The sequence below is a fragment of the Brooklawnia sp. genome (assembly GCF_049651565.1).
Classification (GTDB): Bacteria; Actinomycetota; Actinomycetes; order Propionibacteriales; family Propionibacteriaceae; genus Brooklawnia.
Genome location: NZ_JBASCI010000072.1, coordinates 1 through 24,144 on the forward strand (window position 1 = coordinate 1; position 24,144 = coordinate 24,144).

Sequence of the window (24,144 nt, forward strand, 5' to 3'; positions counted from 1 at the left end):
CAACCGGGCAGCCTCGGCGATGTCGGACACCACCCGCCCCTCGGTCGCGCCCGCCGCTGCCACCAGCCGCTGCGCCCGGTCGGCGATCTCGCCGGCGTCCTCACCGACCAGCTCGATGAACAGCCAGGCGTCGCCTGCGGGCAGGTCGGGGACTGCGTGCGGTCCGATCCGTTCAGCCACCACGTCGGCCAGTCGGCGGTCCATGCCCTCGCAGGCGGTCGGTCGGAACGGCAGGATCCTCGGCATCGCGTCGGCCGCGTCGGCCATCGTCGGGTAGCCCAGCGCCACCGTGGTCTTGAGCGAGGCATCTCGCACCAGCTTGACCGTCGCTCGGGTGATGATGCCGAGTGTGCCCTCGGTGCCGGCGAAGAAGCTGGCCACGTCGAAGCCGCGCTCGGGCAGCAGGTGCTCCAGGCTGTAGCCGGAGACCTGACGGGAGAAGCGCCCGAACTCGGTGCGGATGGTCGCCAGATTCGCCCGCACCAGGTCACGCAGCTGGTCGAGGACGCCGCCCCCGGCTCCCGGCCGCAGCGTCAGCAGTTCGCCGGTGCCGGTGATGATCTGGAGTTCGACGATGTTGTCGGCGCTGCGGCCGTACCCGAGGGCACGGGGGCCACAGGCGTTGTTGCCGATCATGCCGCCGATGGTGCACCGGTTCGACGTCGAGGGGTCGGGCCCGTAGCGCCAGCCGTGACCGGTGACGGCCTGCTGCAGCATCGACTGCACCAATCCCGGTTCAACTGTCGCGGTGCCCGCCTCGACGTCCACCGCCAACACCCGGTTGAGGTGCCGTGAGGTGTCGATGACCAGCCCCGGTCCGACCGCGTTGCCGGCGCACGAGGTGCCGGCCCCGCGTCCGGTGATCGGCAACCGGGCCGCCAGGGCGGCCCGGACCACCTCGATCAGCTCATCGGTGTCGCGCGGGGTGGCCACCACCTCAGGGACCACCCGGTACAGGGACGCGTCGGTTGAGTACAGGGCTCGGGCCAGGGTCGAGGCGTCCAGGCAGGAAGGATCGCTGAGCTGCGCGCTGAACCGATCTACTACTCCCACCGACGCCTGCGAGGTCTTCACCGTCCCGAGTCTGCCACGGCGAGGATCGACTTCAACGCCCGACCCATCGCCTCCCAGTCGTCCGGGTCGACCACATCGACCAGGACGCGTCGCACCGACGCCACGTGGTCGATGGCGGCCCGCTCCAGCAACGCCATGCCCTCGTCGGTGAGGGTGGCGATGACTCCGCGCCGGTCGCTCTGGGCAGTGTGGCGGCGGATCAGCCCGGCCTTCTCCATCCGTCCCACGGTGTGGGTCAATCGCGAACGGGACTGGTTCGATCCCTCCGCCAACTGCGACATCCGCACGCTGTGGTCGGGCGCCTCGGACAGCACCACCAGCACCTCGTACTCGTTCAGGTCGAGGTTGAACGGACGCAGGTCGGCGTTCAACTCGTCACGGATCCAGGCCACCGCCGCCAGCGCATCACGCCAGACCACCTGCTGCTCCGGTGTCAGCCATTCGGGTTCCTGCTGCGGCATATCGGGAGTCTAGCCAGCACTGGTTGAATCATGAAGCAGGGGTGACGGTGCCGTGCCGCTCCGCGTGGCAACGCACTACAATCGGCGCATGAACGCCACCGTACAGCAGGCTGCCGAGCAAATCCTGGCCGATAGCGCGCCCAACTACCCGATCCTGTTCCGGGGTCGAGTGGCGGAGGACCCGGCCGGGATCGGCTTCACCATCCCGGACGGCGATGGCTGGCGCGATGTCAGTTGGGGCGAGGTGCAGACCCGGGTCGATCAGGCTGCGGCCGGTCTGATCTCGCTGGGACTGCGGCCCGAGCAGCGGGTCGCGATCGCCGGCAACACCAGGATTGAGTGGGTGCTCGCCGACCTGGCCATTGCCTGCGCGGCCGGCGCGACCACCACCGTCTACCCGAACACCCACGCCGAAGACCTGCTGCACATCGTCAGCGACTCGAACTCGGTGATGATTTTCGCCGAGAACAACGAGCAGTTGGCCAAGGTGGTGGAGCTCACCGAGCTTGCCGACCAGGTCCGCCACATCATCCTGTTCGACGACGATCGCCCCGTCGACGCCGAGGTCGACGACCGGGTGCTGACCTGGGACGAGTTGTTGCGCCGCGGCTCGCAGTACCTGTCGGAGCACCCGAGCTGCGTCGACGACGCGATCGCTACCCTGGGGCCCGAGTCGCTGTCCACGATCATCTACACCTCTGGCACCACCGGGCGTCCCAAGGGTGTCGAACTGCTGCACCGCAACTGGACCTACGAGGCCCAGGCACTGCGGGTGCTCGACTTCGTGTACGCAACCGACGTGCTGTACCTGTGGTTGCCGCTGAGCCACGTCTTCGGTCGTGCGCTGCTGGCGGTGCAGTTGTCGCTGGGGTTCCGCTCCGTCGTGGACGGCCGGGTCGACCGCATCGTTGACGGGCTGGCCACCACCCACCCGACCGTGCTGGTCGGCGTGCCGCGGATCTTCGAGAAGGTCCGTGCCGCGGTGCTGACCATGAACCCGCAGGGCGGCCTGAAGGGGCGGATCTCGCGGTGGGCGTTCAAGGTCGGTCGCGACTCGCGGCCCTACCGGTTGGCCGGCCGGCCGTTGCCGCGGCGACTGGCGATGCAGTACCGGATCGCCGACCGGCTGGTGTTCAGCAAGCTGAAGGAGCGGCTCGGTGGCCGGATGCGGCTCATGATCTCGGGCTCGGCAAAGCTGTCGCACCAGGTGCAGGAGTGGTTCTACAGCGCCGGCATCATCCTGGTGGAGGGCTACGGCGCCACCGAGACCTCGGCGATCTCGTTCGTGAACCTGCCCGACCAGCCGCGGTTCGGCACCGTCGGCCCGGCGATCCCGGGGCTGGAGACCCGGATCGCCGAGGAAGGCGAAGTACTGCTCAAGGGGCCCACCATCGCCCGCGGCTACCACAACCTGCCCGGCGAGACCGGCGAGGCGTTCGTGGACGGCTGGTACCACACCGGGGACATCGGCAACCTCGACACCGACGGCTACCTGACCATCACCGACCGCAAGAAGGACCTGTTCAAGACCTCCAGCGGCAAGTTCGTCGCCCCGCAGAAGGTCGAGAACACCGTGATGGCCAACATCCCCTACGTCAGCCAGGTGGTGGCGATCGGCGACGACCGCAAGTACGTCACCGCGCTGGTGGCGCTCGATCCCGTGCAACTGCAGCGGTGGGCCGACCGCCGCGACAAGGCTGACCTCAACTACGCCGAACTGAGCCAGCTGCCCGAGATCAAGCAGTCGATCGACCGGTTCATGCGGCGGGTCAACGACCGGCTGGAACGCTGGGAGCAGATCAAGCGCTACACCATCCTCGACTCCGAGCTGACCCTGGCCGAGGGCACCCTGACCCCGAGCCTGAAGGTTCGTCGGTCCGAGGTCTACTCCGCCTACGCCGACGTGATCGAGGCGATGTACGCCGACGAGTCTCAGTCCGACCTGGTGCGCAAGTGACCACCTTCTCCACCGCGGTGCAACTGCGGTGGACGGACCTGGACGCCCAGGGTCACGTGAACAACGTGATGGTTGCCGACTACCTGCAGCAGGCCCGCGCGCAGTTCCTGCACACCGGACCGGGGCGCAGCCTGCTGGCCGAGGGTTGCGTGGTGGTCGGTCACCAGATCGCCTACCGGCAGGCCATTCACTACTCCGATGAACCGTTGCTGGTCGAGTTGGCGATCAGCGAGCTGGGCGGGGCCAGGTTCGTCATCGCCTACCGGCTGCTGCAGGACGCCCAGTTGTGCGTCGAGGCCCGCACCGTGTTGTGCCCGTTCGACTTCGACCGGCAACGGCCCCGCCGGCTCAAGCGGGTCGAACGGAAGTTCCTGTCAGAGTACCGGCACGCTGTCACCCCGCTGGATGACATTGAGGCGCCCGCGCTGGCCGGCCGCGGCAGTGCGTACGAGCTGTTCACCAGGTGGTCCGACCCCGACCGGTACGGCCACGTCAACAACGTCCGCTTCCTCGACTTCGTGCTCGCCGGGCGGGTCGACATGACTGCCCGGGCCGACCCGACGATGGCAAGGGTAGGGATGGGACGCCAGCCGAGCGCCGTCCAATGGCTGATCGCGCGGCAGGACATCAACTACCTGAACCAGATGGAGTTCCGGCTGGCGCCGTACCGCGTTCTCACCGCCCCGGTGAAGGTGGGTCGGACGTCGGTGGTGCTGGCTACCGAGATCGACGACCCGGACGACGGGACGGTCTTCGCCAACGCTCGCGCGATCATGGTGTGCGCGGACGCCGAGGGGCGCAAGCGTCCGCTGCCCGATTCGGCCCGAGAGGCTCTGACCAGCCAGATCATCTAGCCGCTCAGGTACCGTCGGTACATGGCACGCAAATGGATTGCTGTCGCGGTGACGCTGCTGTTGGCGGGCTGCGGCACGGGCGCCGGCAATGGCCCGAGCCCCGACAGCCCGGCCAGCCCGGGCAGCACGGCCACCCGAACCAGCCAGACCTCCTCCAGCGCACCGCCCGAGACCGGATCCGCACCCCAGACCGATCCGGATCCGGAACCGGCCCCGCCGATCGGCCCGGACGGGCGTCCATTCATGGTCACCGAGCACGACCGCTTCGACGAGCCGTGGGCGCTCAGCTTCCTGCCCGGCACCGACTGGCTGGTCATCACCGAACGCAGCGGACGGATCTGGTTGCGCGACCAGGCCAGTGGTGAACGCATCGAGGTCACCGGCGCTCCGGAAATCTTCCACGCCGGCCAGGGCGGGCTCGGTGACCTGGTGCCCGCGCCTAGCTTCGAGGAAGACCAACTGGTCTACCTCAGTTGGTCGCAGCCCGGTGACGGTGGGGCGGGAGCCGCAGTGGCTCGGGCGAGGCTTGAGGTGAACGGCAGCACCGCCAGCCTGGTCGGGTTGGAGGAGATCTGGCGACAGGAGCCGAAGGTGGACGGCCGCGGCCACTTCTCGCAGCGGCTGGCGTTCAGCCCGGACGGGCAGTACCTGTTCATCAGCTCGGGCGACCGGCAGAAGATGAAGCCCACCCAGGACCCGAACAGCGACCTGGGCAAGATCATCCGGTTCGACCTGGTCGACGACACCGCCGAGCACTGGACGCTGGGCCACCGCAACCCGCTCGGGCTGGCCTTCGACGCCGACGGCAACCTGTGGTCGTCCGAGATGGGGCCGCAGGGTGGTGACGAACTGAACGTGATCATTCAGGGCCGCAACTACGGCTGGCCGGAGGCGTCCATGGGCTCGCACTACGACGGCCGCCCGATACCCGACCACCAGCCGGGTGACGGCTTCGAGGCGCCCAAGCTGTGGTGGACACCCAGCGTGTCGCCGGGCAGCCTGATGATCTACACCGGCGAACTGTTCCCGTACTGGCAGGGGGACGCCTTCCTCGGCGCGCTGTCGGGTGAGGCGCTGATCCGGGCCGACATCACCGGCACCGACGCGTCCGAGGGCGACCTGTGGGAGATGGGGCAGCGCATCCGGGAGGTCGAGCAGGGTCCGGACGGCTCCATCTGGCTGCTGACCGATGCGGGCGACGGCCGGCTGCTGCAGCTCACCCCGCCCTGATCGCGGGCGGGGAGTAGGGGCGCGTGGGCACGATCGGTCCTTGTCGACGGGAAGTGCACGCTTGCGGGGCTCAGTGCGGGCATTGACCCCACACAGGGACGGAAAGTGCACAGCCAGGCCTGACAGCGGAACGCCCACGCAACCAGGCGGCTGCGCGGGCGTCCGTTCGAACCAGGTGGTTCAGACCCTGACGGTCACTCGATGACGTCCTCGTCGACCCAGTCGAAGGTGCGGGTGACTGCCTTCTTCCAGTTGCGGTACCGGCGCTCGACCTCCTCGGAGTCCATCGAGGGCTGCCAGCGCTTGTCCTCCGCCCAGTTGTCGATGACGTCCTGCTCGCCCTGCCAGTAGCCGGTCGCGATGCCGGCGGCGTAGGCGGCCCCCAGGGCGGTGGTCTCGGCGACCATCGGACGCACCACGTCCACCCCGAGCACGTCGGCCTGGAACTGCAGGAGCAGCTCGTTGGCGGTCATGCCGCCGTCGACCTTGAGTTCGGTGAGCTGAACGCCGGCGTCGGCCTCCATGGCGTCCAGAACCTCACGGGTCTGGTAGGCGGTGGCCTCCAGGACCGCGCGGGCGATGTGGCCGCGGTTGACGTAACGGGTCAGGCCCACGATGGCACCCCGGGCGTCCGACTTCCAGTAGGGAGCGAACAGGCCGGAGAACGCGGGGACGAAGTAGGCGCCGCCGTTGTCGTCCACCGTCTTGGCGAGTTCCTCGATCTCCGGCGCGGAGGCGATGATCTTGAGGTTGTCGCGCAGCCACTGCACCAGCGAGCCGGTCACCGCGATGGAGCCCTCGAGGGCGTAGACCGGAGCCGCGTCACCGATCTTGTAGCAAACCGTGGTGAGCAGGCCATTCTTGCTGGGCACGGGCTCTGAGCCGGTGTTGAGCAGCATGAAGTTGCCGGTGCCGTAGGTGTTCTTGGCCATGCCGACCTCGAAGCAGGCCTGGCCGAAGGTGGCTGCCTGCTGGTCGCCCAGGATGCCGGCGATCGGGATGCCGGGCAGCACACCGGCCGGGCGGACGTCGCCGTAAACCTCCGCCGACGAGCGGATCTGCGGCAGCATCGACATCGGGATCGTCATGTCGGCACAGATCTCGGAGTCCCAGGAAAGCGACTTGAGATCCATCAGCATGGTGCGGGAGGCGTTGGTCACGTCGGTGACGTGGACGCCGCCATCCGGGCCGCCGGTCATGTTCCAGATCACCCAGGTGTCGATGTTGCCCATCAACAGGTCGCCGGCCTCGGCACGCTGCCGGACGCCGTCCACGTTGTCCAGAATCCACTTGACCTTGGGGCCGGAGAAGTACGTCGCCAACGGCAGGCCAACGCGCTCCTTGTAGCGGTCCTGGCCGATCTCGCCGCCGAGGTCCTCGACGATCTTGGCGGTGCGGGTGTCCTGCCAGACGATCGCGTTGTAGACCGGCTCGCCGGTCTTCTTGTCCCACACGACGGTGGTTTCCCGCTGGTTGGTGACGCCCACCGCGTGGATGGAGTCGGGCGTCAGGTCTGCTCTGGCCATGGCCTCGGCGACCACCTCGCGGACGTTGCTCCAGATCTCCATCGGGTCGTGCTCCACCCAGCCAGCCCGGGGGAAGATCTGCTCGTGCTCCATTTGGCCGGTGGCGACGATCTGGCCGCCATGGTCGAAGATGATGGCGCGAGTGCTGGTCGTGCCCTGGTCAACCGCCATGATGTACTTGTCGGACATCTGTTTCTACAACCTCTCAGTCGTTTGTATTGCGCTGTGCACCGCCGATGGTGCCCAGCGAGTTGGAGCGAAATGGTTGCCGCCGGGCCGCTTGCCGAACCCGGCAGCAGGGACGTCAGGCCAGCAGGAAGTTGGACGCCACACCGGCGAGCAGGCCACCGAGGATCGGGCCGACGACCGGAATCCAGGAGTAACCCCAGTCGGAGTCGCGCTTGCCGGGGATCGGCAGCAGGAAGTGCGCGATGCGGGGGCCCAGGTCACGGGCCGGGTTGATGGCGTAACCGGTCGGGCCACCGAGGGTGATACCGATACCGACGACCAACAGGGCGACGCCGAGGGCGCCGAGCCAGCCGAGGTTGGCGGCCGGGGTCGGGTTCTCGCCAGTGTACTTGCCGGCCGCCAGCACCACGAAGACCAGCACGAAGGTGCCGATGACCTCAGTGAGGACGTTCCAGATCGGGCTGCGAACCTCGGGAGCGGTCGAGAAGACACCGAGCTTGAACGACGGATCAGTATCCTGGTCGAATTGCCGCTTGTAGGCCACGTACATCAGCATTGCGCCGAGGATGCCGCCGACCAGTTGGGCGCCGATGTAGACAGCCGTCGACGCGAAGTCAACCGGGATGCCCGGGACATACTGATCGGCACCCGAGGCGGCGATTCCGAGGGTGACGGCGGGGTTGATGTGCGCGCCGGAATTGGTGGAGACCAGGACGCCGGCGAACACGGCGAGACCCCAGCCCCAGTTCACGAAGAGGAAGCCGCTGCCCTGGCCTTTGCTCTTGGGCAGCAAGTTGGCTGCCACACAGCCACAGCCCATCAGCACCAGCATGGCGGTACCTACCGCCTCCGACAAGAAGATCGTCGCTAGTGTCACGAGAGACGCTCACTTTCTGGTGCGTTGCACCAGCCTGGGCGCAGGATCGCTGTCGTAGTGCCTTCCTGATACCCGAACGCAACCCTGCGCACTGCTTGGATAACTGCCGGCCACGGAAAGGCATTCCGGGTCGGACGGCTATAGCTCACCATGCCGTGAACGGATGGACTAGAGTCATGGACGAACGTGCAGGAGCCCCGGTTCGCGACTGGGAATGTGTTCGTGACACGTAATCAATCCGGGAAAGGCGGTGTTATGGCAGATAGCGGCGACCGGTTACAATTTGACGCCGCATCGATGTATTACCTCCATGGGGAAACGATGGAATCGATTGCGCGACAGCTGGGAATGTCGCGCTCGTCGGTTTCGCGGCTGCTGAAGAACGCCCGCGAGTCGGGTCTGGTGCAGATCACCTTGAACCGGCCGGGACGGTCGCAGTCCAGCGCCGGTCGCGCGCTTGAGGACCTGTTCGGTGTGCGGGCCCACGTCGTGCCCGTGCGCGACGGAACCTCCGAGATCGCCCGGCTCGACCGGGTCGCCCGAACCGCCGGTCAACTGTTCAGCGAGGCGGTCGGTGACGACATGCTGATCGGGGTGGCCTGGGGCACGACGCTGGCGGCAATCGTGCAGCACCTGGTGCCGCACGAGACCCGGGGATCGACCGTGGTGCAGACCAACGGCAGTGCCAACCACTCCACCTCCGGCATCCCCTACGTCGTCGCGATCATCTCGACGGTGGCGGACGCGTTCGGCTGCCAGGTGGTGCACTTCCCGGTGCCGGCCTTCTTCGACTACGCATCGACCAAGGACGCCATGTGGCGCGAACGCATGGTCACCCGGGTGCTGGGGCTGCAGGCCCGGCTCGACCTGGTGATCTTCGGGGTGGGAGCCCTCGAGGGGCCGCTGAAGTCGCACGTCTACGCCTCCGGCTACCTGGATGAGGCCGACGTGCAACAGATAGCCGAACAGCGGGTCGTCGGCGACGTCTGCACGGTGCTGTTGCGCAAGGACGGCTCCTGGCGCGACATCCCGCTCAACGCCAGGGCTTCCGGCATCACCCCGGCCCAACTGCAGACGGTCCCCAGGCGCATCTGCGTGGCGTCCGGCCAGGCCAAGGCGTTGCCGCTGCTGGGTGCGTTGCGGGCAAAGGTGGCCACCGACCTGGTGGTGGACGAGCTGACCGCCCGGACCGTGCTGGAGCTGATGTGATTGACCGACCGGCCCCCGCGACGGGAGCCGGCCGGTCGGGTCAGGCGGTCAGGTGTCAGTCGTCCGAGGTCTTCGACTCGGAGCGGTCGCCCGACCAGTCGAGGTGGTAGTGCCCCGGCATGTCGACCCGCTCGTATGTGTGCGAGCCGAAGTAGTCGCGCAGGCCCTGGGTGACGGCGGCGTTGTTCCGCGGGGCGCGCGCCATGTCGTAGTAGGCCAGCGAGCTGGCGAACACCGGGGCGGGGACGCCGGCCTGGGCGGCAGCAGCGACCACGCGACGCCAGGCGTCGTTGTACTCGGCGAGCTTGGGGGCGATAGACGGGGCGGCCATCAGCGACACCAGGTCGGGGTCGGCTGAGTACTCCTGGCGGATGTTCTCGAGCAGCCTGGCCCGGATGATGCAGCCGTCGCGCCAGATCTTCGCGCAGTCGGCCACGTTGATGTTCCAGCCGAACTCGACGCCACCGGTGCGGATCTCGTCGAAGCCCTGCGAATAGGCGACGACCTTCGAGGCCCACAGCGCCTGCCGCACGTCCTCGATGAAGGCATCCTTGTCGGGCACCTCGAGGGTGCGGTCGGGACCGGACAGGTTGCCGGCCGCGGCCCGCAGCTCGTCGTGGCTCGAAAGTGCACGGGCGAAGACCGACTCGGCAATGCCGTTGACCGGCACACCCAGCTCGAGGGCGGTCATCACGGTCCAGGTGCCGGTGCCCTTCATGCCGGCCCGGTCCTTGATGACGTCGACCAGCGGTGCGCCGGTGGTCGGGTCCTTCTGGGCCAGCAGGTCGGCAGTGATCTCGATCAGGTAGCTCTCCAGCTCACCCCTGTTCCACTCGGCGAAGATCGCGGCCGCCTCGTCGGAGCCGATGCCGGCGGCCTTGAGCAGTTCGTAGGCCTCACCGATGACCTGCATGTCGGAGTACTCGATGCCGTTGTGGATCATCTTCACGAAGTGGCCGGCACCGTTGGGGCCCATCCATGCGCAGCACGGCTCGTCGCCGACATGGGCGGAGATGGCCTCGAGCATCGGGCCGAGGATCTGGTAACTCTCGGGGGTGCCGCCGGGCATGATGGACGGGCCGGTCAGCGCGCCGTACTCGCCACCGGAGATACCGGTGCCGACGAAGTGGAAGCCCTTCTCGGCGATCTCCTTCTCGCGACGGATGGTGTCGCGGAAGAACGAGTTGCCGCCGTCCATGATGATGTCGCCCGGCTCCAGGTGGGGCAGCAGTTCGGCGATGGTGGCGTCGGTGGCCGCCCCCGCCTTGACCATCAGGATGATCGAACGCGGGTGCTCGATCGACTGGACGAACTCCTCGACGGTCTGGCTGCCGATGAAGTTGCCCTCGTGGCCATGGTCGGCGAGCACCTTCTCGGTCTTGCCGTAGGAGCGGTTGAAGATCGCGACGGTGTAGCCGTTGCGGGCGAGGTTACGGGCCAGGTTCGAGCCCATCACCGCCATACCAACAACGCCGATATTGGCCTTCTGTTCCGACATGGGTTGTCTCCTTGTTTTCTGTTTGAGCTGCTGCTCGGTTGTTGCTCGGCTTGTGTCGCTGGGTGCAGTTGTCTTCACTCGGTGATCGCGCGGTCTGGGGGCGAGGCATTACTGTCTCCTGTCGGCTCTGACTTGGGGGCCGGCCTGGCCAGTGCCTACAAGGTTACGGCCTGATCGCCCGTGTCGCCCGGGTCTGCGGAATGCCGGGGCGATCGGAGGGCCTTGTGGGCAGTGTTCAAGTCGCCGGGCGGCCCGCCGGGTGGTCGGTTAAAGTGACTGGCGTGGAACCACCGACTCCCCCCACGAAGCCAGCGACTATCTACGACGTAGCCGCAGCGGTTGGGGTGAGTCCGTCTACCGTTTCGCGGGCGTTCTCCCGACCGGGTCGGGTCAGCGCCAAGACCGCCGCCCGCATCCAGCAGGCGGCCGCCGAACTCGGCTACCGTGCCCCGACCGTTGCCCGGGCCGAGGCCTTCCGGCAGTCGAAGCTGCTGGGCATCGCGCTGACCGACATCACCAACCCGTTCTTCTTCAGCATCATCCGTGGTGCCGAGCACGTGGCGGTGGCCGAGGGTTACTCGATCATGCTGATCGACTCAGAGGAGAGCGAGGAGCTGGAGCGGCGGCTGTTCGACCGCACCATGCCCCTGCTGGACGGCATGATCGTGGCTGCCTCGAGGCTTTCGGACGCGGTGCTGCGCGGCGCCGCCAAGACCACCCCGACGGTGTCGCTGAACCGGCTGGTGCCGGGGCTGCCCAGTGTGGTCACCGACAACGCCCGTGGCATGCGTCGGGCGCTGGAGCACCTCGCAGAGCTGGGGCACCGCCGGGTCGCCTACATCTCGGGGCCTCAGGCGTCCTGGGCGGAGGGTGCCCGGTGGCGGGCGTTCCGGGAGGGCTGCTACGAGCTCGACCTGATCGAGAACCGGATCGGGCCGATCCCGCCGACTGTGCGCGGCGGGGCGGGCTCGCTGCCCCAGATCCGCGAGAAGCGGGTGACGGCGGTGGTCTGCTTCAACGACCTGATCAGCATCGGCATCATGCGGGCGGCCAAGGCGGCCAACGTCAGGGTGCCCAGCGAGCTGTCGGTGGTCGGGTTCGACAACATCTTCGCCTCGGAACTGGTCACCCCCGGGCTGACCACCGTCGCTGCGCCCCTCAGCCTGCTCGGCGAGCGGGCCGCCCGCAGCGTCATCGCCCTGGTCAACAACCAGGAACCGGATACCACAGCGGACCAGCCCACTGTGCTGCCGATGCGGCTGCTCATCCGCGAGTCGACGACGACCGCGCCGCGGCGGTGACGTCGTCGACCCGCTGGGCCGCTACTGGCTGGGACGCTCCGACTCCAGCCGGAACAGCACCTCGCCGGCGTCCCGGATGACGTGGAAGTTGGGGTCCTCCATGAGCGCCGGGATCGTGGCGGGGTCTCGGTAGCCGACGTTGATGGAGTCGCAGACCTCCTTCGGGATGGCGGTGGCGAACGTCAGCTTCAGCCGGTTGGTCTCGATGCCGGTCTCGGCGTCGTAGCTGCCGGCGCCGCGGCCGTGCGTGGAGTGGGCGAGCACACCCCACGGCACGTCGGAGAACTTGTCCCACTGCTTCACGTAGTAGTCGCGGCTGTGGTAACCGATCTGGTAGATCTCGGGGTGAGCCTCGGCCACGGTGTCGATGTGCGGGGCGTAGATGATGACCTCGCCGCCGTCGGCGACTGCCGGTTCGGCCTTGTAGAAGCCCTTGGCAGCGGTCCAGATGTCGTGGTAGCGCAGCGGGATCTCGGCAATCACGTTGGGGAACGGCTCTGCCACGTACTCGATGTGGGTCTGGGCGGTCACCTTCGCCTGCTCGGCCCAGGCGTCCTCGGGGCTGCCGAAGGAGGCCGCCTCGATCTCGTCGGAGTAGGCCTCGACCACGAATGCCAGGCAGTACTTCTCGCCGGGGACCAGCGCGGCGCCCTCGTTGATCATGGCCCGCACCGGGGTGATGCCAGGGGTGCCGATCATCTCGGCCGAGGTGATCAGCGCGCCCACCCAGTGGGTCATGTCGATCAGCTCGTGGGCGGCGCAGCCGGGGATGAAGTACTTGTTGCCGCCGGAGATGCCGACCACCTCGTGCGGCAGGATAGGCCCGACGATGATCTTGACGTCGGCTTCGACGACCTCCCTGTTGATCAGCACATCGGTGCCCTTCTCCAGCCGGCCGCCGGAAAGCTCGCTGATCCGCTGGGCGGAGATGTGGCCCACGTTGACCAGTGCGTCGTGGTCCTTCCACAGGTGGTTGACGATCGGCATGCCCGGGTACTCGGCCGCGAGGTCGGCGTCCCGGCTGCCGGCGGTCCACAATGCGATCTCGTCGGGCTCCATGTACTCATGGGTGCCCAGCGCGATGACGGCCTTCACGTTGGCCGCGCGGTTGATGACAGCCTTGTAGACCGCCCGGAGGATGCGCGGCATCGGGCAACCGCGAGTGTCGTCGGGAATGATCAGCACCAGGTTCTTGCCCTCGAGTTGGACCTTGCCGATCTCGTCGGCGACGAATCCCTCGAACTCCTCGACGCTGATGTGGTAGCCGGGGCCACCGATGGTTGGCACGGACATTGACTTCTCCTGGTGGTTTGCGGGTTGCTCCGCTGCGAGACCTCCAGTCTAGGCCAACTTGCCGGTTTCAAGGTGGGACGCTCGACGCCCCCGCTGCCGGTGGCGTTGCCAATTGCGGCAACCTCGCGCCACAACGGCGAAGGATGGACAAGAATGTGCCCATGGCTCAAGAACTCACCCTGCACGATGACCGCCTCTTTCCTCCGGACGCGGCTGTTCGGGCGATAGCGCAGCGGATCTATGCGGAAACCCGGAACCTGCCGATCATCTCGCCGCACGGTCACGTGCCACCGGTCTGGATCGCCGATGACCAGTCCTTCGACAACCCCACCCGGCTCCTGCTGACCCCGGACCACTACATCAACCGCCTGTTGCACGCCAACGGCGTCGATCTGTCAACCCTGGGCGTCCCGGTGTCGCGCACCGACATGACTGCGGAGGACAACCGCAACGCCTGGCGCACCTTCTGCAAGCACTGGCCGGTGTACAACGGCACCGCCATGCGTTACTGGATGACCGACCAGTTGGTCGGGGTCTTCGGAGTGACCCAGCGTCCCAGCGAAGAGACCGCCGACGAGATCTACGACACCTTTCAGGGCTGGATCGACAACCATCGCCCGCGCGCGCTGATGGACCAGTTCAACATCTCGTTCATCGCCACTACCGACGACCCGGCCGACGACCTGGCCCACCACGACAAGATCGCCGCCGACGCCGAGTTCAGCGCCAGGCACCGGGTCGCGCCCACCTTCCGTCCCGACAAGTACCTCGAACCGGCGCGCGCCGACTGGAATGAACTGGTCGACAGGCTCAGCGAGGTCTCGGGTGAGGACACCTCCACCCTGGCCGGCTACACCGCGGCGATGGAGAAGCGGAGAGCGTACTTCAAGTCGAAGGGTGCCATCAGCACCGACCACTCGCACGCCGATCTGCTCTCCGAGTATCTGGACGCTGCCACCGCCGAGCGGCTGTACGGCAAGGCCCGCCGCGGCGAGATCAACGCAGAGGAGGCGACCGCGCTGCGGCGTCACCTGATGATGGACCAGGTGCGGATGGCGACCGAGGACGGCCTCACCTTGACCCTGCACCCGGCGGTCCTCCGTGACCACGATCCGCAGACCGCCGCCGAGTACGGCAGCGATGTCGGTTGCGACATCCCCTACGCGCTCGAGGTAACCCGCGCGATGCGTCCGATGCTGAACGCGTTCGGCAACCACCCCAACCTCAAGCTGGTCATCTTCACCCTCGATGAGGACACCTTCTCCCGCGAGATCGCCCCGTTGGCCGGCTTCTACCGCTCGCTGTACATCGGCGTGCCGTGGTGGTTCATCGACGCCCCCGAGTCGATCATGCGGTTCAAGCAGTCGGTGACCGAGATGGCCGGCTTCAGCCGGATCTCGGGCATGATCGACGACACCCGGGCGTTCTGCTCGATCCCCGCCCGCCACGACATGATGCGCCGCTGCGATGCCGCGCACCTGGCCAACCTGGTCGCCGTCCACCGCCTGGACGAGGACGAGGCCATCGAACAGGCGATCAAGCTGGTCGTCGACAACCCGAAGAAGGTGTTCAACCTGTGAGCAAGATCCTGAATCGCGCCGAGCACGGCCGCCCGGCGGCCCCGGTGCGCATCATTCACCTGGGCACCGGCAACTTCACCCGCGCCCACCAGGCGTGGTACACCGAGCACGCAGCCAACGCTGACCAGTGGGGCATCGCCGGCTTTCCCGGCCGCACCACCCTGGAGCCCAAGCAGTCCCCACGGGACGACGCGCTGGACGCCCAGGAAGGCCTCTACCAGCTCGACGTGCAGCACCCGGACGGTGACAGGGTCGAGGTGATCAGCGCGGTCAGCGCGTCCTTCCGCTCACACGACATCGAGTCCTGGACGCGGTTGTTCGCCGACCCGCAGGTGGCCATCGTGACCTCCACCATCACCGAGGCGGGTTACTGCCGGGACGCCAACGGCGACCTCGACATGAACAACGCCGACCTGGTGGCCGACCTCGACAAGCTGAAGGAGGGCAACCTCGACGTCGCGGTCTTCACCGGACCGGCCAAGTTCGTCCGCGGCCTGCTTGCCCGTCGCAAGGCCGACGCCGGGCCGATCACGTTCGTGCCGTGCGACAACATCCCCGACAACGGTGAGATGGCCGAGCGGATCATCCGGCAGGCGGCTGATTTCGTCGATCCGACGCTGGTCGAGTGGATCGACGACAACGTCGGCTTCGTGACCACGATGGTCGACCGGATCACCCCGCGGGCCACCGAGGAGGACCGCGCCCGGGTGGCGGAGCTGACCGGGATCGAGGATCCTGGCCTGGTCGTCACCGAGCCGTTCGCCGAGTGGGTGCTGGCTGGCGAATTCAGGACCGACCGCCCCCAGTGGGAGACCATGGGTGCCAAGTTCGTCGACGACATCGGTCCGCACGAGATGCGCAAGCTCTACCTGCTCAACGGGTCGCACTCGTTGATGGCCTACTGCGGGCCGGTGCTCGGGCTGGAGACGGTCTACCAGGCGATCAACGACGAGCGGGTCCGCGGCTGGGTCAACGCCTACTGGGACGACGCGGTGCAGCAGGTGCCGCTGCTCGATGAGGAGAAGCAGGCCTACCGGGACGCCCTGATCGAGCGCTTCGACAACCCGCAGATGAAGGACCAGTTGGGCCGGATCGCGATGGACGGTACCCAGAAGCTGCCGATCCGGATCGTGCCGCACGTCAAGGCTTTCGGCGAGCGCGGCGGAGTGGCCGAGGGCGCCTGCCGGGCGATCGCCGGTTGGGTGCTGCACCTGCGTGGTGTGGGCGCTCCGGTGGACGACAAGGGCGCCACCGAGGTGGTCGAGCAGGCGAACGCCGGAGATCTGGCCCAGGCCGTGCAGGCGGTGCTGGCCTTCCTGCAGGTCGACGACGACAAGGTCGCCGAGACCGTGCTGACCCAGGCCGAGGAGATGCTGGCGATGCGCGGCTGACCGATTTTTGCGGTCTGATCCGTGGGCGGTCAGGTGCGGCGGTAGGTCCAGCGCCCGGCCCACATGGTCGCCTCGATCGGGTCGGGCAGGTCCATCCCGTGGTAGGGGTTGTTGCGGGACGCCGACGCGCTGCGCTCCCGATCGACCATGCTTCGGCGGTCGGGGTCGACCAGTACCAGGTTCGCGGGCTGGCCGGGACGCAGCGGTCGGCCGTGACCGCCTGCCCGGCCGATCTGCGCCGGCACTGTGCTCATCACCCGCACGACGTCGGACCAGTTCATCCGTCCGGTGTTCACCATGGTCTCGATCACCGAGGCCAGCGCTTGTTCCAGGCCCAGCATGCCCGGCTTGGCGGCCGGGAAGGCGGCCCGCTTGGCGGCCGCCGCGTGCGGGGCGTGGTCGGTGCCGACGATGTCGATGGTGCCGTCGGCCAGGCCCGCCCGCAGGGCCTCGATGTCGCCGGCACCCCGCAGCGGTGGGTTCACCTTGAAGGTGGTGTCCAGCCCCGACAGCAGTGAGGAGTCGAGCAGCAGGTGGTGCGGGGTGACCTCGGCGCTCACCGGTACCCCGCGCGCCTTCGCCCAGCGCACCACGTCGACGCTCTCGGCGGTGGTGATGTGGCAGATGTGCAGCCGGCCGCCGGTCAGCTCGGACAGTTGGACGTCACGGGCGATGATCGTGGACTCCGCCACCCAGGGCCACCCGGTCAGGCCGAGCCGGCCGGCGACCGAGCGCTCGTCCACGCAGGCGTCCGGGCCGGCCAGCAGGTGGTCCTGACTGTGCTGGGCGATCACGGTGTCGGTCTCGGCGGCCAACTCGAGGGCCTGCCGCATCAGCGCCGAGTCCATCAGGCACCTGCCGTCGTCGCTGAACAGCCGCACCCCGGCGGCGGCCATCTCGGCGATCGGGGACAGTTGCTCACCGACCAGCCCGACGGTGATCGAGCCGACCGGGAAGACCTCCGCGTTGTTGGCCTGCCGGCCGAGTTCGGCGATGTGCCGGGCGCGCTCGGGGGAGTCGGTCACCGGGTCGGTGTTGGCCATCGCGAACACGGCGGTGTAGCCGCCCCGGGCTGCGCAGGCGGTGCCCGAGGCGACGGTCTCGGAATCCTCGAGGCCCGGCTCGCGCAGGTGGGTGTGCAGGTCAACCAGCCCGGGCAGGACCAGCAGCCCGTCCGCCTCGACCAGTTCCGCGTTCGGGGCGGGCTCGTCGACCAGCACATCGTTGCAGACGAACAGGTCGACCGGTTCCCCGTCGGCGGCCCGGGCGCCGCGGATGGTGTAGGCGGTCACGGTTCGGCCGGCGCGTCCGCACTGAACCGCTGCACGCGCAAGGCCCGCCGGGAGGCGTCCTGCGACTCGGTCAGGACGCGGCGCACCTGCTCGGGCAGGTCACGACCTGCCATCCAGTCGCCCACCCCATCCAGCCATTCGTCGTCGGCCAGCGGGGTCGGCCACAGGTGGGTCAGGGCTGTTTGGCGCGCCACGTGGCCGCGCTGCGCCCACGACCCGGAGGAGGTGGCGATCTGCTCACACAGCTCCAGGTAGGCGTCGCGATAGGGCGCGAGGATCTCCTCCTGACCGTACTTCCAGAAGTTGCCGGCGATGGCCAGGTGGGTGCCGTTGGGGATGTCCGCCTGCTCAGTGGCCAGCCGCCACGCCTCGGCCTTGGTCTGCGGGCTCGCCAGCGCCGACCGGGCCCCCGCGGCGGCCTCGGCCCCGGAGATGGTGTTGTCGGCCTGCTCCTCCTCGGCGATCTCGGGCAGCCCGACGCGTCCCAGCCTGGCCAAGGTGGTGATGATGGCCCACCGCCGGTCCGCGTCGATCGGCAGGCCGGGCGGCACCTCCTCGCCCACCAGCCAGCCGGCCAGCAGCTCGGCACCGGCCGGCGAGTCGACCGCCGAGATCACCGCGTCGGCGACCGCGACCTGGCGGTCGGAGCCCGGCTCGGCGACCTTGAGCAGCTCGGCCAGCGCGACCACCAGCCGGGCCCGCTGCGTGCTGCGCTGCTCGGGGGCCGCGTAGCCGGTGACGGCCAGGTGCGCCTGCCGGAGCTGGTTGATCATGGCGGTGGCGTCGTCCTCACCGGGCAGGCCGTTGATCACCAGGGTGAGGTAGTCCTGCGAGGTCAGTTCGGCGTCGCGCCACTGGTCCCAGACGCTGGTCCACACCACTGCCCGGGCCAGCGGATCGGCCAGCTCGGCCAGGTGCTCGGTGGCCACCCGGCGCGATTCGGCGTCCATTCGTACCTTGACGTAGCCGAGGTCGCGGTCGTTGAGCAGTACCAGGTCGGCCCTGGGCACGCCCACCATTGCCGCCACCGTGGTGCGTTCGCCGCTGATGTCGACCTCCACGCTGTCGCGGCGGGTCAGGCCGTCGGGTCCCAGGTCGTACAGCCCGATCGCCAGCCGGTGGGTGCGCAACGTCGGGTGCTCCGGCGCTGCGCTCTGCAGGACGTCGAAGCGGGCGTAGCTGCCCTCGTCGTCGATGTCGAAGTCGGGACGGACCAGGTTCACCCCGGTGGTCTCCAGCCACTGGGTGGAGAACTCCGACAGGTCGCGGCCGCTGGCTTTCTCGAGCGCGCCGAGCAGGTCGGCGAAGGTGGAGTTGCCCCACTCGTGCGCTGCCAGGTAGTCGCGGACGCCGGCGAGGAACTCCGGCTCGCCGACGTAGGCGACCAGCTGCTTCAGAACCGAGGAGCCCTTGGCGTAGGTGATGCCGTCGAAGTTCTGGTCCACGGTCTCCAGGTCGATCATGTCGGCGGCGATCGGGTGCGTGGTGGGCATCTGGTCGACCCGGTACGCCCACAGCTTGCGGGCGTTCGCGAAGGTCAGCCAGGCGTCCTGCCCGCCGTGGCGTCGCGCAATCTCGGTCTGGCAGTAGGACGCCGACCACTCGGCGAAGCTCTCGTTGAGCCAGAGGTCGTCCCACCAACGCATGGTGACCAGGTCGCCGAACCACATGTGGGCCAGCTCGTGCAGGATCGTGTTGTCCCGCTTGGCGTACGCCTCCTGGGTGATACGGGAACGGAACAGGTACTCGTCCCGGAAGGTGACGCAGCCGGCGTTCTCCATCGCGCCGGCGTTGTACTCGGGCAGGAAGAGCTGGTCGTAGGAGTCGAACGGGTAGGCCCGGCCGAACGCCTCCTCGTAGACCTGGAAGCCGCGCTGGGTGGTGGTGCGCATCTGCTCGTGTTCGAGGTAGGGCGCCATCGACTCGCGGCAGACGAAGTCAGCGGGCAGTTCGCCCTTGATCGAGGTGATGGTGCCCGGCTCGACGTGGAACTGCCCGGCGACCAGGGCCGTGATGTAGGTCGAGATCGGGGGAGTGGCCATGAACTCCCAGCGCGCGAATCCGTCCCCGATCGGCTGCGGGGTTGGTTGGGCGGAGTTGGAGTAGACCTTCCAGTGCTCCGGTGCGTTGACGGTGAGCTGGAATGTGCCCTTCAGGTCGGGCTGCTCGAAGCAGCCGTACATGCGCCGGGCGTCCGCGGTCTCGAACTGGGTGTACAGGTAGACCCGGTCGTCGGCGGGGTCGACGAACCTGTGAAGCCCTTCGCCGGTGCGGGAGTAGCGGCACAGCGCGGTGACGGTGAGTTGGTGGTCACCCTCGGTCAGGTCCAAGGCCAGCCGGGTTCCGTCATGTGCGGCCGGGTCCAGCTGGACGCCGTCCAGCCAGGCGTCCAGCAGTTCATCGGCGATCAGGTCGAGCCAGCTGCGGCCGGCTCCGCTGTCGAAGTTCACTGTCGAGGTGGAGATGAAGTTGCTGGTCGGATCGTCGAGCGGTTCGTCGTCCAGCCCGCGCCCAGTGAGGTCGACGCTCACGCGGTAGGCGTGCGTCTGGATCATCTGGGAGCGCTGCTGCGCTTCGGCTCGGGTGATGTTCACCGGTTTGCTCATCGGGTCTCCAAGGGTTCGCTCAGCCACGCAGAGCGGTGCGGGGCTCAGTTGCGAGGCTACCGGTTGGGCGGAGTCGGCGAATGCAGTGCGCTCGGCGAGCCGAAGTTGATGTGTCTGGAACGCTTGGACATATGAACGATCGACTACAGACCGTCGACTTCTGGTTCGACCCGCTGTGCCCATGGGCCTGGATGGCATCCCGCTGGATGCTCGAGGTGGAGAAGGTGCGTCCGGTGCGGACGGTCTTCCATGTGATGAGCCTTTCGGTGCTGAACGAGGGCCGGGATCTCGACGAAGACTACGAGGAGGAGATGGCTGCCGGCTGGATCGGCGCCCGGACCGCGATAGGGGTCGAACGGGCCTACGGCAGCGAGGGGTTGCGCGATTTCTACACCGCGATCGGCACCCGGTACCACCCGCTCGGCCAGCGCAAGGGTGACGTCGGCGTGATCAAGGATGCCTTGCGGCAGTGCGGGTTCGATGAGGCCATCGCCGATCGGGCGGCCGCGGGTGACTGGGACGACGAACTGCGCGCCTCGCACCACCAGGGCATGGACCCGGTGGGCAACGAGGTGGGGACGCCGGTCATCCACATCAACGGCAAGGCGCTGTTCGGGCCGGTCATCTCGCCGGCGCCGAAGGGTGAGGCGGCCGGGGATTTGTTCGACGGCGTCAGCAAGGTGACTGCGGCCGATGGGTTCTTCGAGTTGAAGCGGTCCCGCGATCGGGGGCCGATCTTCGACTGATCGAATCTGCGCCAGCGTGGCTTCCCGGGAAGGCTCAACCTGACCTCTAGAGTTCGGCAGGAGAAGTGATCAGAAACCTGCTGAGAAGAGGTGGAGATGTCTGCGGCCGAACAGATCTACGACTCGGTGCCGCCGCCTGTGACAGCTGCCCGACGTGGTTACCTGGCCGATGACGATGGCGTCACCCACCTGCAGGTTGCGCCCCGGCGTGCGCTGGTTCCCGAAATCATGGTGCCCGGTGCGGCCTTCGAGACGCTGCCGATCGTTCGTGAGAACCCACGTCGCCGGGCGCCGGTGCGGGCATTGCTCGACCGCCTGCTGATCGGGCTGGACGGCGGCGCCCGGCGTGCCATGGTCGACCCGGACGAACTGCTGGCCGCCGAGCTGATCAGGCTGGCCGGGCTCGACCCGCGGTGGGGTTTCCTGCAGTCGGCCAGGCTGGTCGAGGGCGGCAGTGAACTTGACCACTGGGTCGTCGGGCCAGGCGGGGTCTACCTGCTCAATGCCAAGCACCTGCCGGGTTCCCGGCTGAAGGTGCACGGTGACCGGTTCATCGTCGACGGCCGGGAGCAGCCGTACGTGGGCGAGATCCGCGGCGAGGCCCGTCGCGGAGCCGATCGGCTGTCCATGGCCACCCGCCTGGACATCTCGGTCACCGGTGTGATCGTTCCGGTGAACGACCGGCGCCTGGTCATCGAGCACTTCCCGGACGGGGTGGCGGTGGTTGACCAGTTCGACATCGCCAACTGGCTGGTCAACCGTCCCGAGCAGTTCGGCAAGCGGCAGATCCTGACAGCCTTCGGTGCCGCCCGCGAGAGCTCGGCCTGGACGCCAAAGTTCGTCGTTTGAGGATGCTGCCCGTTCGGGTCGGGCTGCCAGTATTGGTCCATGCCCAACGTTGACGACGACCTGGACGCACTGCAGGTGACCGACCAGCCGGAGGTGGCTGAGCCCGGGCTGGCCGAGCAGCATCGTTGGGCCGAACTGGCCGACCTGATCAATGACGCCCAGGAGGCGTACTACGGGCGCGACGCGCCGACCATGTCGGACGCCGAGTACGACGCGCTGATGGCTGAACTGCAGCGCCTCGAGGACACCTTCCCCCAGCTGCGTACCCCCGACAGCCCAACCCAGCGCGTCGGCGCGGCCCATCGGATGACCGACTTCGCCCCGGTCACACATCTGCAGCGGATGCTCAGTCTGGACAATGTCTTCAGCCGCGAGGAGTTGGCCGACTGGATGGCCCGGGTGCGGCGGCTGTTGGGTGACGAGGAGATCGCCTGGCTGTGCGAGCTAAAGATCGACGGGCTGGCCGTCGCGCTGGTCTACCGGGGTGGACGCCTGGTCACCGGGGCGACACGTGGCGACGGCCGGGTGGGGGAGGACATCACCGGCAACATTGCCACGCTGCGCGACGTGCCGCGGACGCTGACCGGCGAGGCGGTGCCCGAGCTGATCGAGGTGCGCGGCGAGGTCTTCTTCCCGATCTCGGGATTTGCCGACCTGAACGCCTCACTGGTGGCCGCGGGCAAGGCGCCGTTCGCCAACCCGCGCAACGCGGCCGCCGGCTCGTTGCGGCAGAAGAACCCGGCGATCACCGCCAGCCGTCCGCTTCACATGCTGGTGCATGGCATCGGCGCCCACGACGGCCTGCCGCTGGAGCGGCAGTCGCAGGCCTATGAACTGCTCGGCAGCCTCGGCTTGCCGGTCTCGACGACGTACCGGGTGCTGACCACCCCGGAGGAGGTCCTGGGGTACGTCGCCCACTACGGTGAACACCGGCACGACCTGAGCCATGAGATCGACGGCGTGGTGGTGAAGGTGGACGACCTCGGCCAACAGGCCCGGTTGGGGACGACTTCGCGGGCGCCGAGGTGGGCGGTGGCGTACAAGTACCCGCCCGAACAGGTCAACACCAGGCTGCTCGACATCCAGGTCAACGTCGGACGCACCGGCCGGGTCACCCCGTTCGCGGTGATGGAGCCGGTCCGGGTGGCCGGTTCAACGGTTTCGCGGGCCACCCTGCACAACCCGTGGGAGGTGGCCCGCAAGGGCGTCCTGATCGGCGACACGGTCGTGCTGCGCAAGGCCGGCGACGTGATTCCCGAGGTGCTCGGGCCGGTGGTCGAGCTGCGGGACGGCACCGAACGGCCCTTCGTGATGCCCACCCACTGCCCGGTCTGCGGCACCGAGTTGCGTCCCGAGAAGGAGTCGGACAAGGACATCCGGTGCCCCAACTCGCGGTCGTGCCCCGCCCAGTTGGTGGAGCGGCTGTTCAGCCTGGCGTCCCGGCAGGCCCTCGACATTGAGGCGCTGGGTTGGGAGGGTGCCCGCGGGTTGCTGGCCAGCGGCGTGATCGAGAACGAGGCCGGGCTGTTCGAGCTGACCGCGGACGACCTGCGGCTCGTCCCGCTGTACACCCGGGCGGCGAAGAAGTCGGACCCGCCAGCCGAGGTGGTGGACGGCCGGGTGCTGTCGGCGACCGGGCACAAGCTGTTGGCGAACCTGGAGACCGCCAAGCGGCAGCCGCTGTGGCGGGTGCTGGTGGCGCTGTCGATCAGGCATGTCGGCCCGACCGCCGCCCGGGCGTTGGCCGAGCGGTTCGGGTCGATGGACGCCATCCGGGCCGCGTCGCTGGAGGAGTTGGCCGGCACCGAGGGTGTTGGACCGGTGATCGCCGAGGCGGTGCAGGAGTGGTTCACCGAGCCGTGGCACGTCGAGGTGGTGGAGCGCTGGGCGGCGTCCGGGGTGCGGATGGCCGACGAGCCGGCCGAGGCGGCGGTGAGCGTTCCCCAGACCCTGGCCGGGCTGAGCGTGGTGGTGACCGGTAGCCTGACCGGCTTCACCCGTGACGAAGCGCAGCTGGCTATCGCCGAACGTGGCGGCAAGGCCGCCAGTTCGGTGTCGCGGAAGACCGACTACGTGGTGGTCGGGGGCAGCCCGGGCTCGAAGGCCGCCAAGGCGGAGGAGTTGGGGTTGCCGGTCCTGGACGAGGACGGCTTCAACGTGCTGCTGGAGCGCGGCCCGGAGGGGCTGGACAGCTGATCAACGGGGCCTCGC

The 24,144-nt window shown here is 68.1% G+C and carries 18 protein-coding genes; 10 read left to right on the plus strand and 8 right to left on the minus strand.

The genetic code is table 11. The features are described from left to right. A partial coding sequence (locus WBL05_RS03395; protein WP_424223778.1) for an FAD-binding oxidoreductase occupies window positions 1-1,053 on the minus strand: 1,053 nt, incomplete at its 3' end. 17 nt (window positions 1,054-1,070) lie between these two features. Beyond that, window positions 1,071-1,535, minus strand: coding sequence for a MarR family winged helix-turn-helix transcriptional regulator (locus tag WBL05_RS03400; protein WP_424223737.1), 465 nt, complete (start codon window positions 1,533-1,535; stop codon window positions 1,071-1,073). An 88-nt stretch (window positions 1,536-1,623) separates the two neighbouring features. Here WBL05_RS03400 and WBL05_RS03405 point away from each other — a divergent pair, with 88 nt between their 5' ends. Genes WBL05_RS03405 through WBL05_RS03415 form a run of 3 tightly spaced genes read left to right on the plus strand, consistent with a single transcriptional unit; the run spans window position 1,624 to window position 5,576 of the window. After that, on the plus strand, window positions 1,624-3,492 hold the full coding sequence (locus WBL05_RS03405; protein WP_424223739.1) for an AMP-dependent synthetase/ligase: 1,869 nt from the start codon (window positions 1,624-1,626) through the stop codon (window positions 3,490-3,492). Next, window positions 3,489-4,346, plus strand: coding sequence for an acyl-CoA thioesterase (locus tag WBL05_RS03410; RefSeq protein ID WP_424223740.1), 858 nt, complete (start codon window positions 3,489-3,491; stop codon window positions 4,344-4,346). The genes WBL05_RS03405 and WBL05_RS03410 overlap by 4 nt, the downstream gene beginning before the upstream one ends. 21 nt (window positions 4,347-4,367) lie before the next feature. Continuing rightward, window positions 4,368-5,576: a PQQ-dependent sugar dehydrogenase gene (locus WBL05_RS03415; RefSeq protein ID WP_424223742.1), complete on the plus strand. Its 1,209-nt coding sequence runs from the start codon at window positions 4,368-4,370 to the stop codon at window positions 5,574-5,576. A 194-nt stretch (window positions 5,577-5,770) separates the two neighbouring features. Here WBL05_RS03415 and glpK read toward each other — a convergent pair whose 3' ends face one another. After that, window positions 5,771-7,291, minus strand: a complete 1,521-nt coding sequence (gene glpK / locus WBL05_RS03420) for a glycerol kinase GlpK (protein ID WP_424223744.1) — start codon at window positions 7,289-7,291, stop codon at window positions 5,771-5,773. Between the two features lie 115 nt (window positions 7,292-7,406). Then, a complete protein-coding gene (locus WBL05_RS03425) occupies window positions 7,407-8,168 on the minus strand; it encodes an MIP/aquaporin family protein (protein ID WP_424223745.1) in 762 nt (253 codons plus the stop codon). A 255-nt stretch (window positions 8,169-8,423) separates the two neighbouring features. Between WBL05_RS03425 and WBL05_RS03430 the strand changes: the two genes are divergently transcribed. After that, entirely contained in the window at window positions 8,424-9,377 is a 954-nt protein-coding gene (locus tag WBL05_RS03430) for a sugar-binding transcriptional regulator (RefSeq protein WP_424223746.1), read from the plus strand. A gap of 55 nt (window positions 9,378-9,432) precedes the next feature. On the opposite strand, the gene gndA is transcribed toward WBL05_RS03430, so the two are convergent. Beyond that, a complete protein-coding gene (gndA, locus tag WBL05_RS03435; protein WP_424223748.1) occupies window positions 9,433-10,875 on the minus strand; it encodes an NADP-dependent phosphogluconate dehydrogenase in 1,443 nt (480 codons plus the stop codon). Between the two features lie 281 nt (window positions 10,876-11,156). On the opposite strand from gndA, the gene WBL05_RS03440 reads away from it, so the two are divergent. Beyond that, the gene (locus WBL05_RS03440; protein ID WP_424223750.1) at window positions 11,157-12,176 is read left to right on the plus strand and encodes a LacI family DNA-binding transcriptional regulator; all 1,020 of its coding nucleotides are present in this window, start codon (window positions 11,157-11,159) and stop codon (window positions 12,174-12,176) included. A 21-nt stretch (window positions 12,177-12,197) separates the two neighbouring features. On the opposite strand, the gene WBL05_RS03445 is transcribed toward WBL05_RS03440, so the two are convergent. Further along, window positions 12,198-13,469, minus strand: coding sequence for a lactate racemase domain-containing protein (locus tag WBL05_RS03445; protein ID WP_424223752.1), 1,272 nt, complete (start codon window positions 13,467-13,469; stop codon window positions 12,198-12,200). 161 nt (window positions 13,470-13,630) lie between these two features. On the opposite strand from WBL05_RS03445, the gene uxaC reads away from it, so the two are divergent. Together uxaC and WBL05_RS03455 are read left to right on the plus strand one after the other, a co-directional pair. Further along, window positions 13,631-15,049 carry a glucuronate isomerase gene (gene uxaC, locus WBL05_RS03450; RefSeq protein ID WP_424223753.1) on the plus strand — a complete coding sequence of 473 codons (1,419 nt, stop codon included), beginning with the start codon at window positions 13,631-13,633 and terminating at the stop codon, window positions 15,047-15,049. Continuing rightward, window positions 15,046-16,440 (plus strand): mannitol dehydrogenase family protein, encoded by a 1,395-nt coding sequence (locus tag WBL05_RS03455; protein ID WP_424223754.1) that lies wholly within the window; start codon window positions 15,046-15,048, stop codon window positions 16,438-16,440. Before uxaC ends, WBL05_RS03455 begins: the two co-directional genes overlap by 4 nt. 29 nt (window positions 16,441-16,469) lie before the next feature. Here the strand turns inward: WBL05_RS03455 and WBL05_RS03460 are convergent, their stop codons facing one another. After that, a complete protein-coding gene (locus tag WBL05_RS03460; protein ID WP_424223755.1) occupies window positions 16,470-17,732 on the minus strand; it encodes a dihydroorotase in 1,263 nt (420 codons plus the stop codon). Continuing rightward, entirely contained in the window at window positions 17,729-20,338 is a 2,610-nt protein-coding gene (gene pepN, locus WBL05_RS03465; protein ID WP_424223757.1) for an aminopeptidase N, read from the minus strand. Before pepN ends, WBL05_RS03460 begins: the two co-directional genes overlap by 4 nt. Before the next feature lie 131 nt (window positions 20,339-20,469). Here pepN and WBL05_RS03470 point away from each other — a divergent pair, with 131 nt between their 5' ends. The 3 genes from WBL05_RS03470 to ligA all read left to right on the plus strand — a co-directional run bounded on the left by WBL05_RS03470 (window position 20,470) and on the right by ligA (window position 24,129). After that, window positions 20,470-21,084 carry a disulfide bond formation protein DsbA gene (locus tag WBL05_RS03470; RefSeq protein ID WP_424223758.1) on the plus strand — a complete coding sequence of 205 codons (615 nt, stop codon included), beginning with the start codon at window positions 20,470-20,472 and terminating at the stop codon, window positions 21,082-21,084. Window positions 21,085-21,180: 96 nt separating this feature from the next. Then, the gene (locus tag WBL05_RS03475; protein ID WP_424223760.1) at window positions 21,181-21,933 is read left to right on the plus strand and encodes a nuclease-related domain-containing protein; all 753 of its coding nucleotides are present in this window, start codon (window positions 21,181-21,183) and stop codon (window positions 21,931-21,933) included. A 39-nt stretch (window positions 21,934-21,972) separates the two neighbouring features. Then, window positions 21,973-24,129 carry an NAD-dependent DNA ligase LigA gene (gene ligA / locus WBL05_RS03480; RefSeq protein WP_424223761.1) on the plus strand — a complete coding sequence of 719 codons (2,157 nt, stop codon included), beginning with the start codon at window positions 21,973-21,975 and terminating at the stop codon, window positions 24,127-24,129. The last annotated feature ends 15 nt before the right edge of the window (window positions 24,130-24,144 follow it).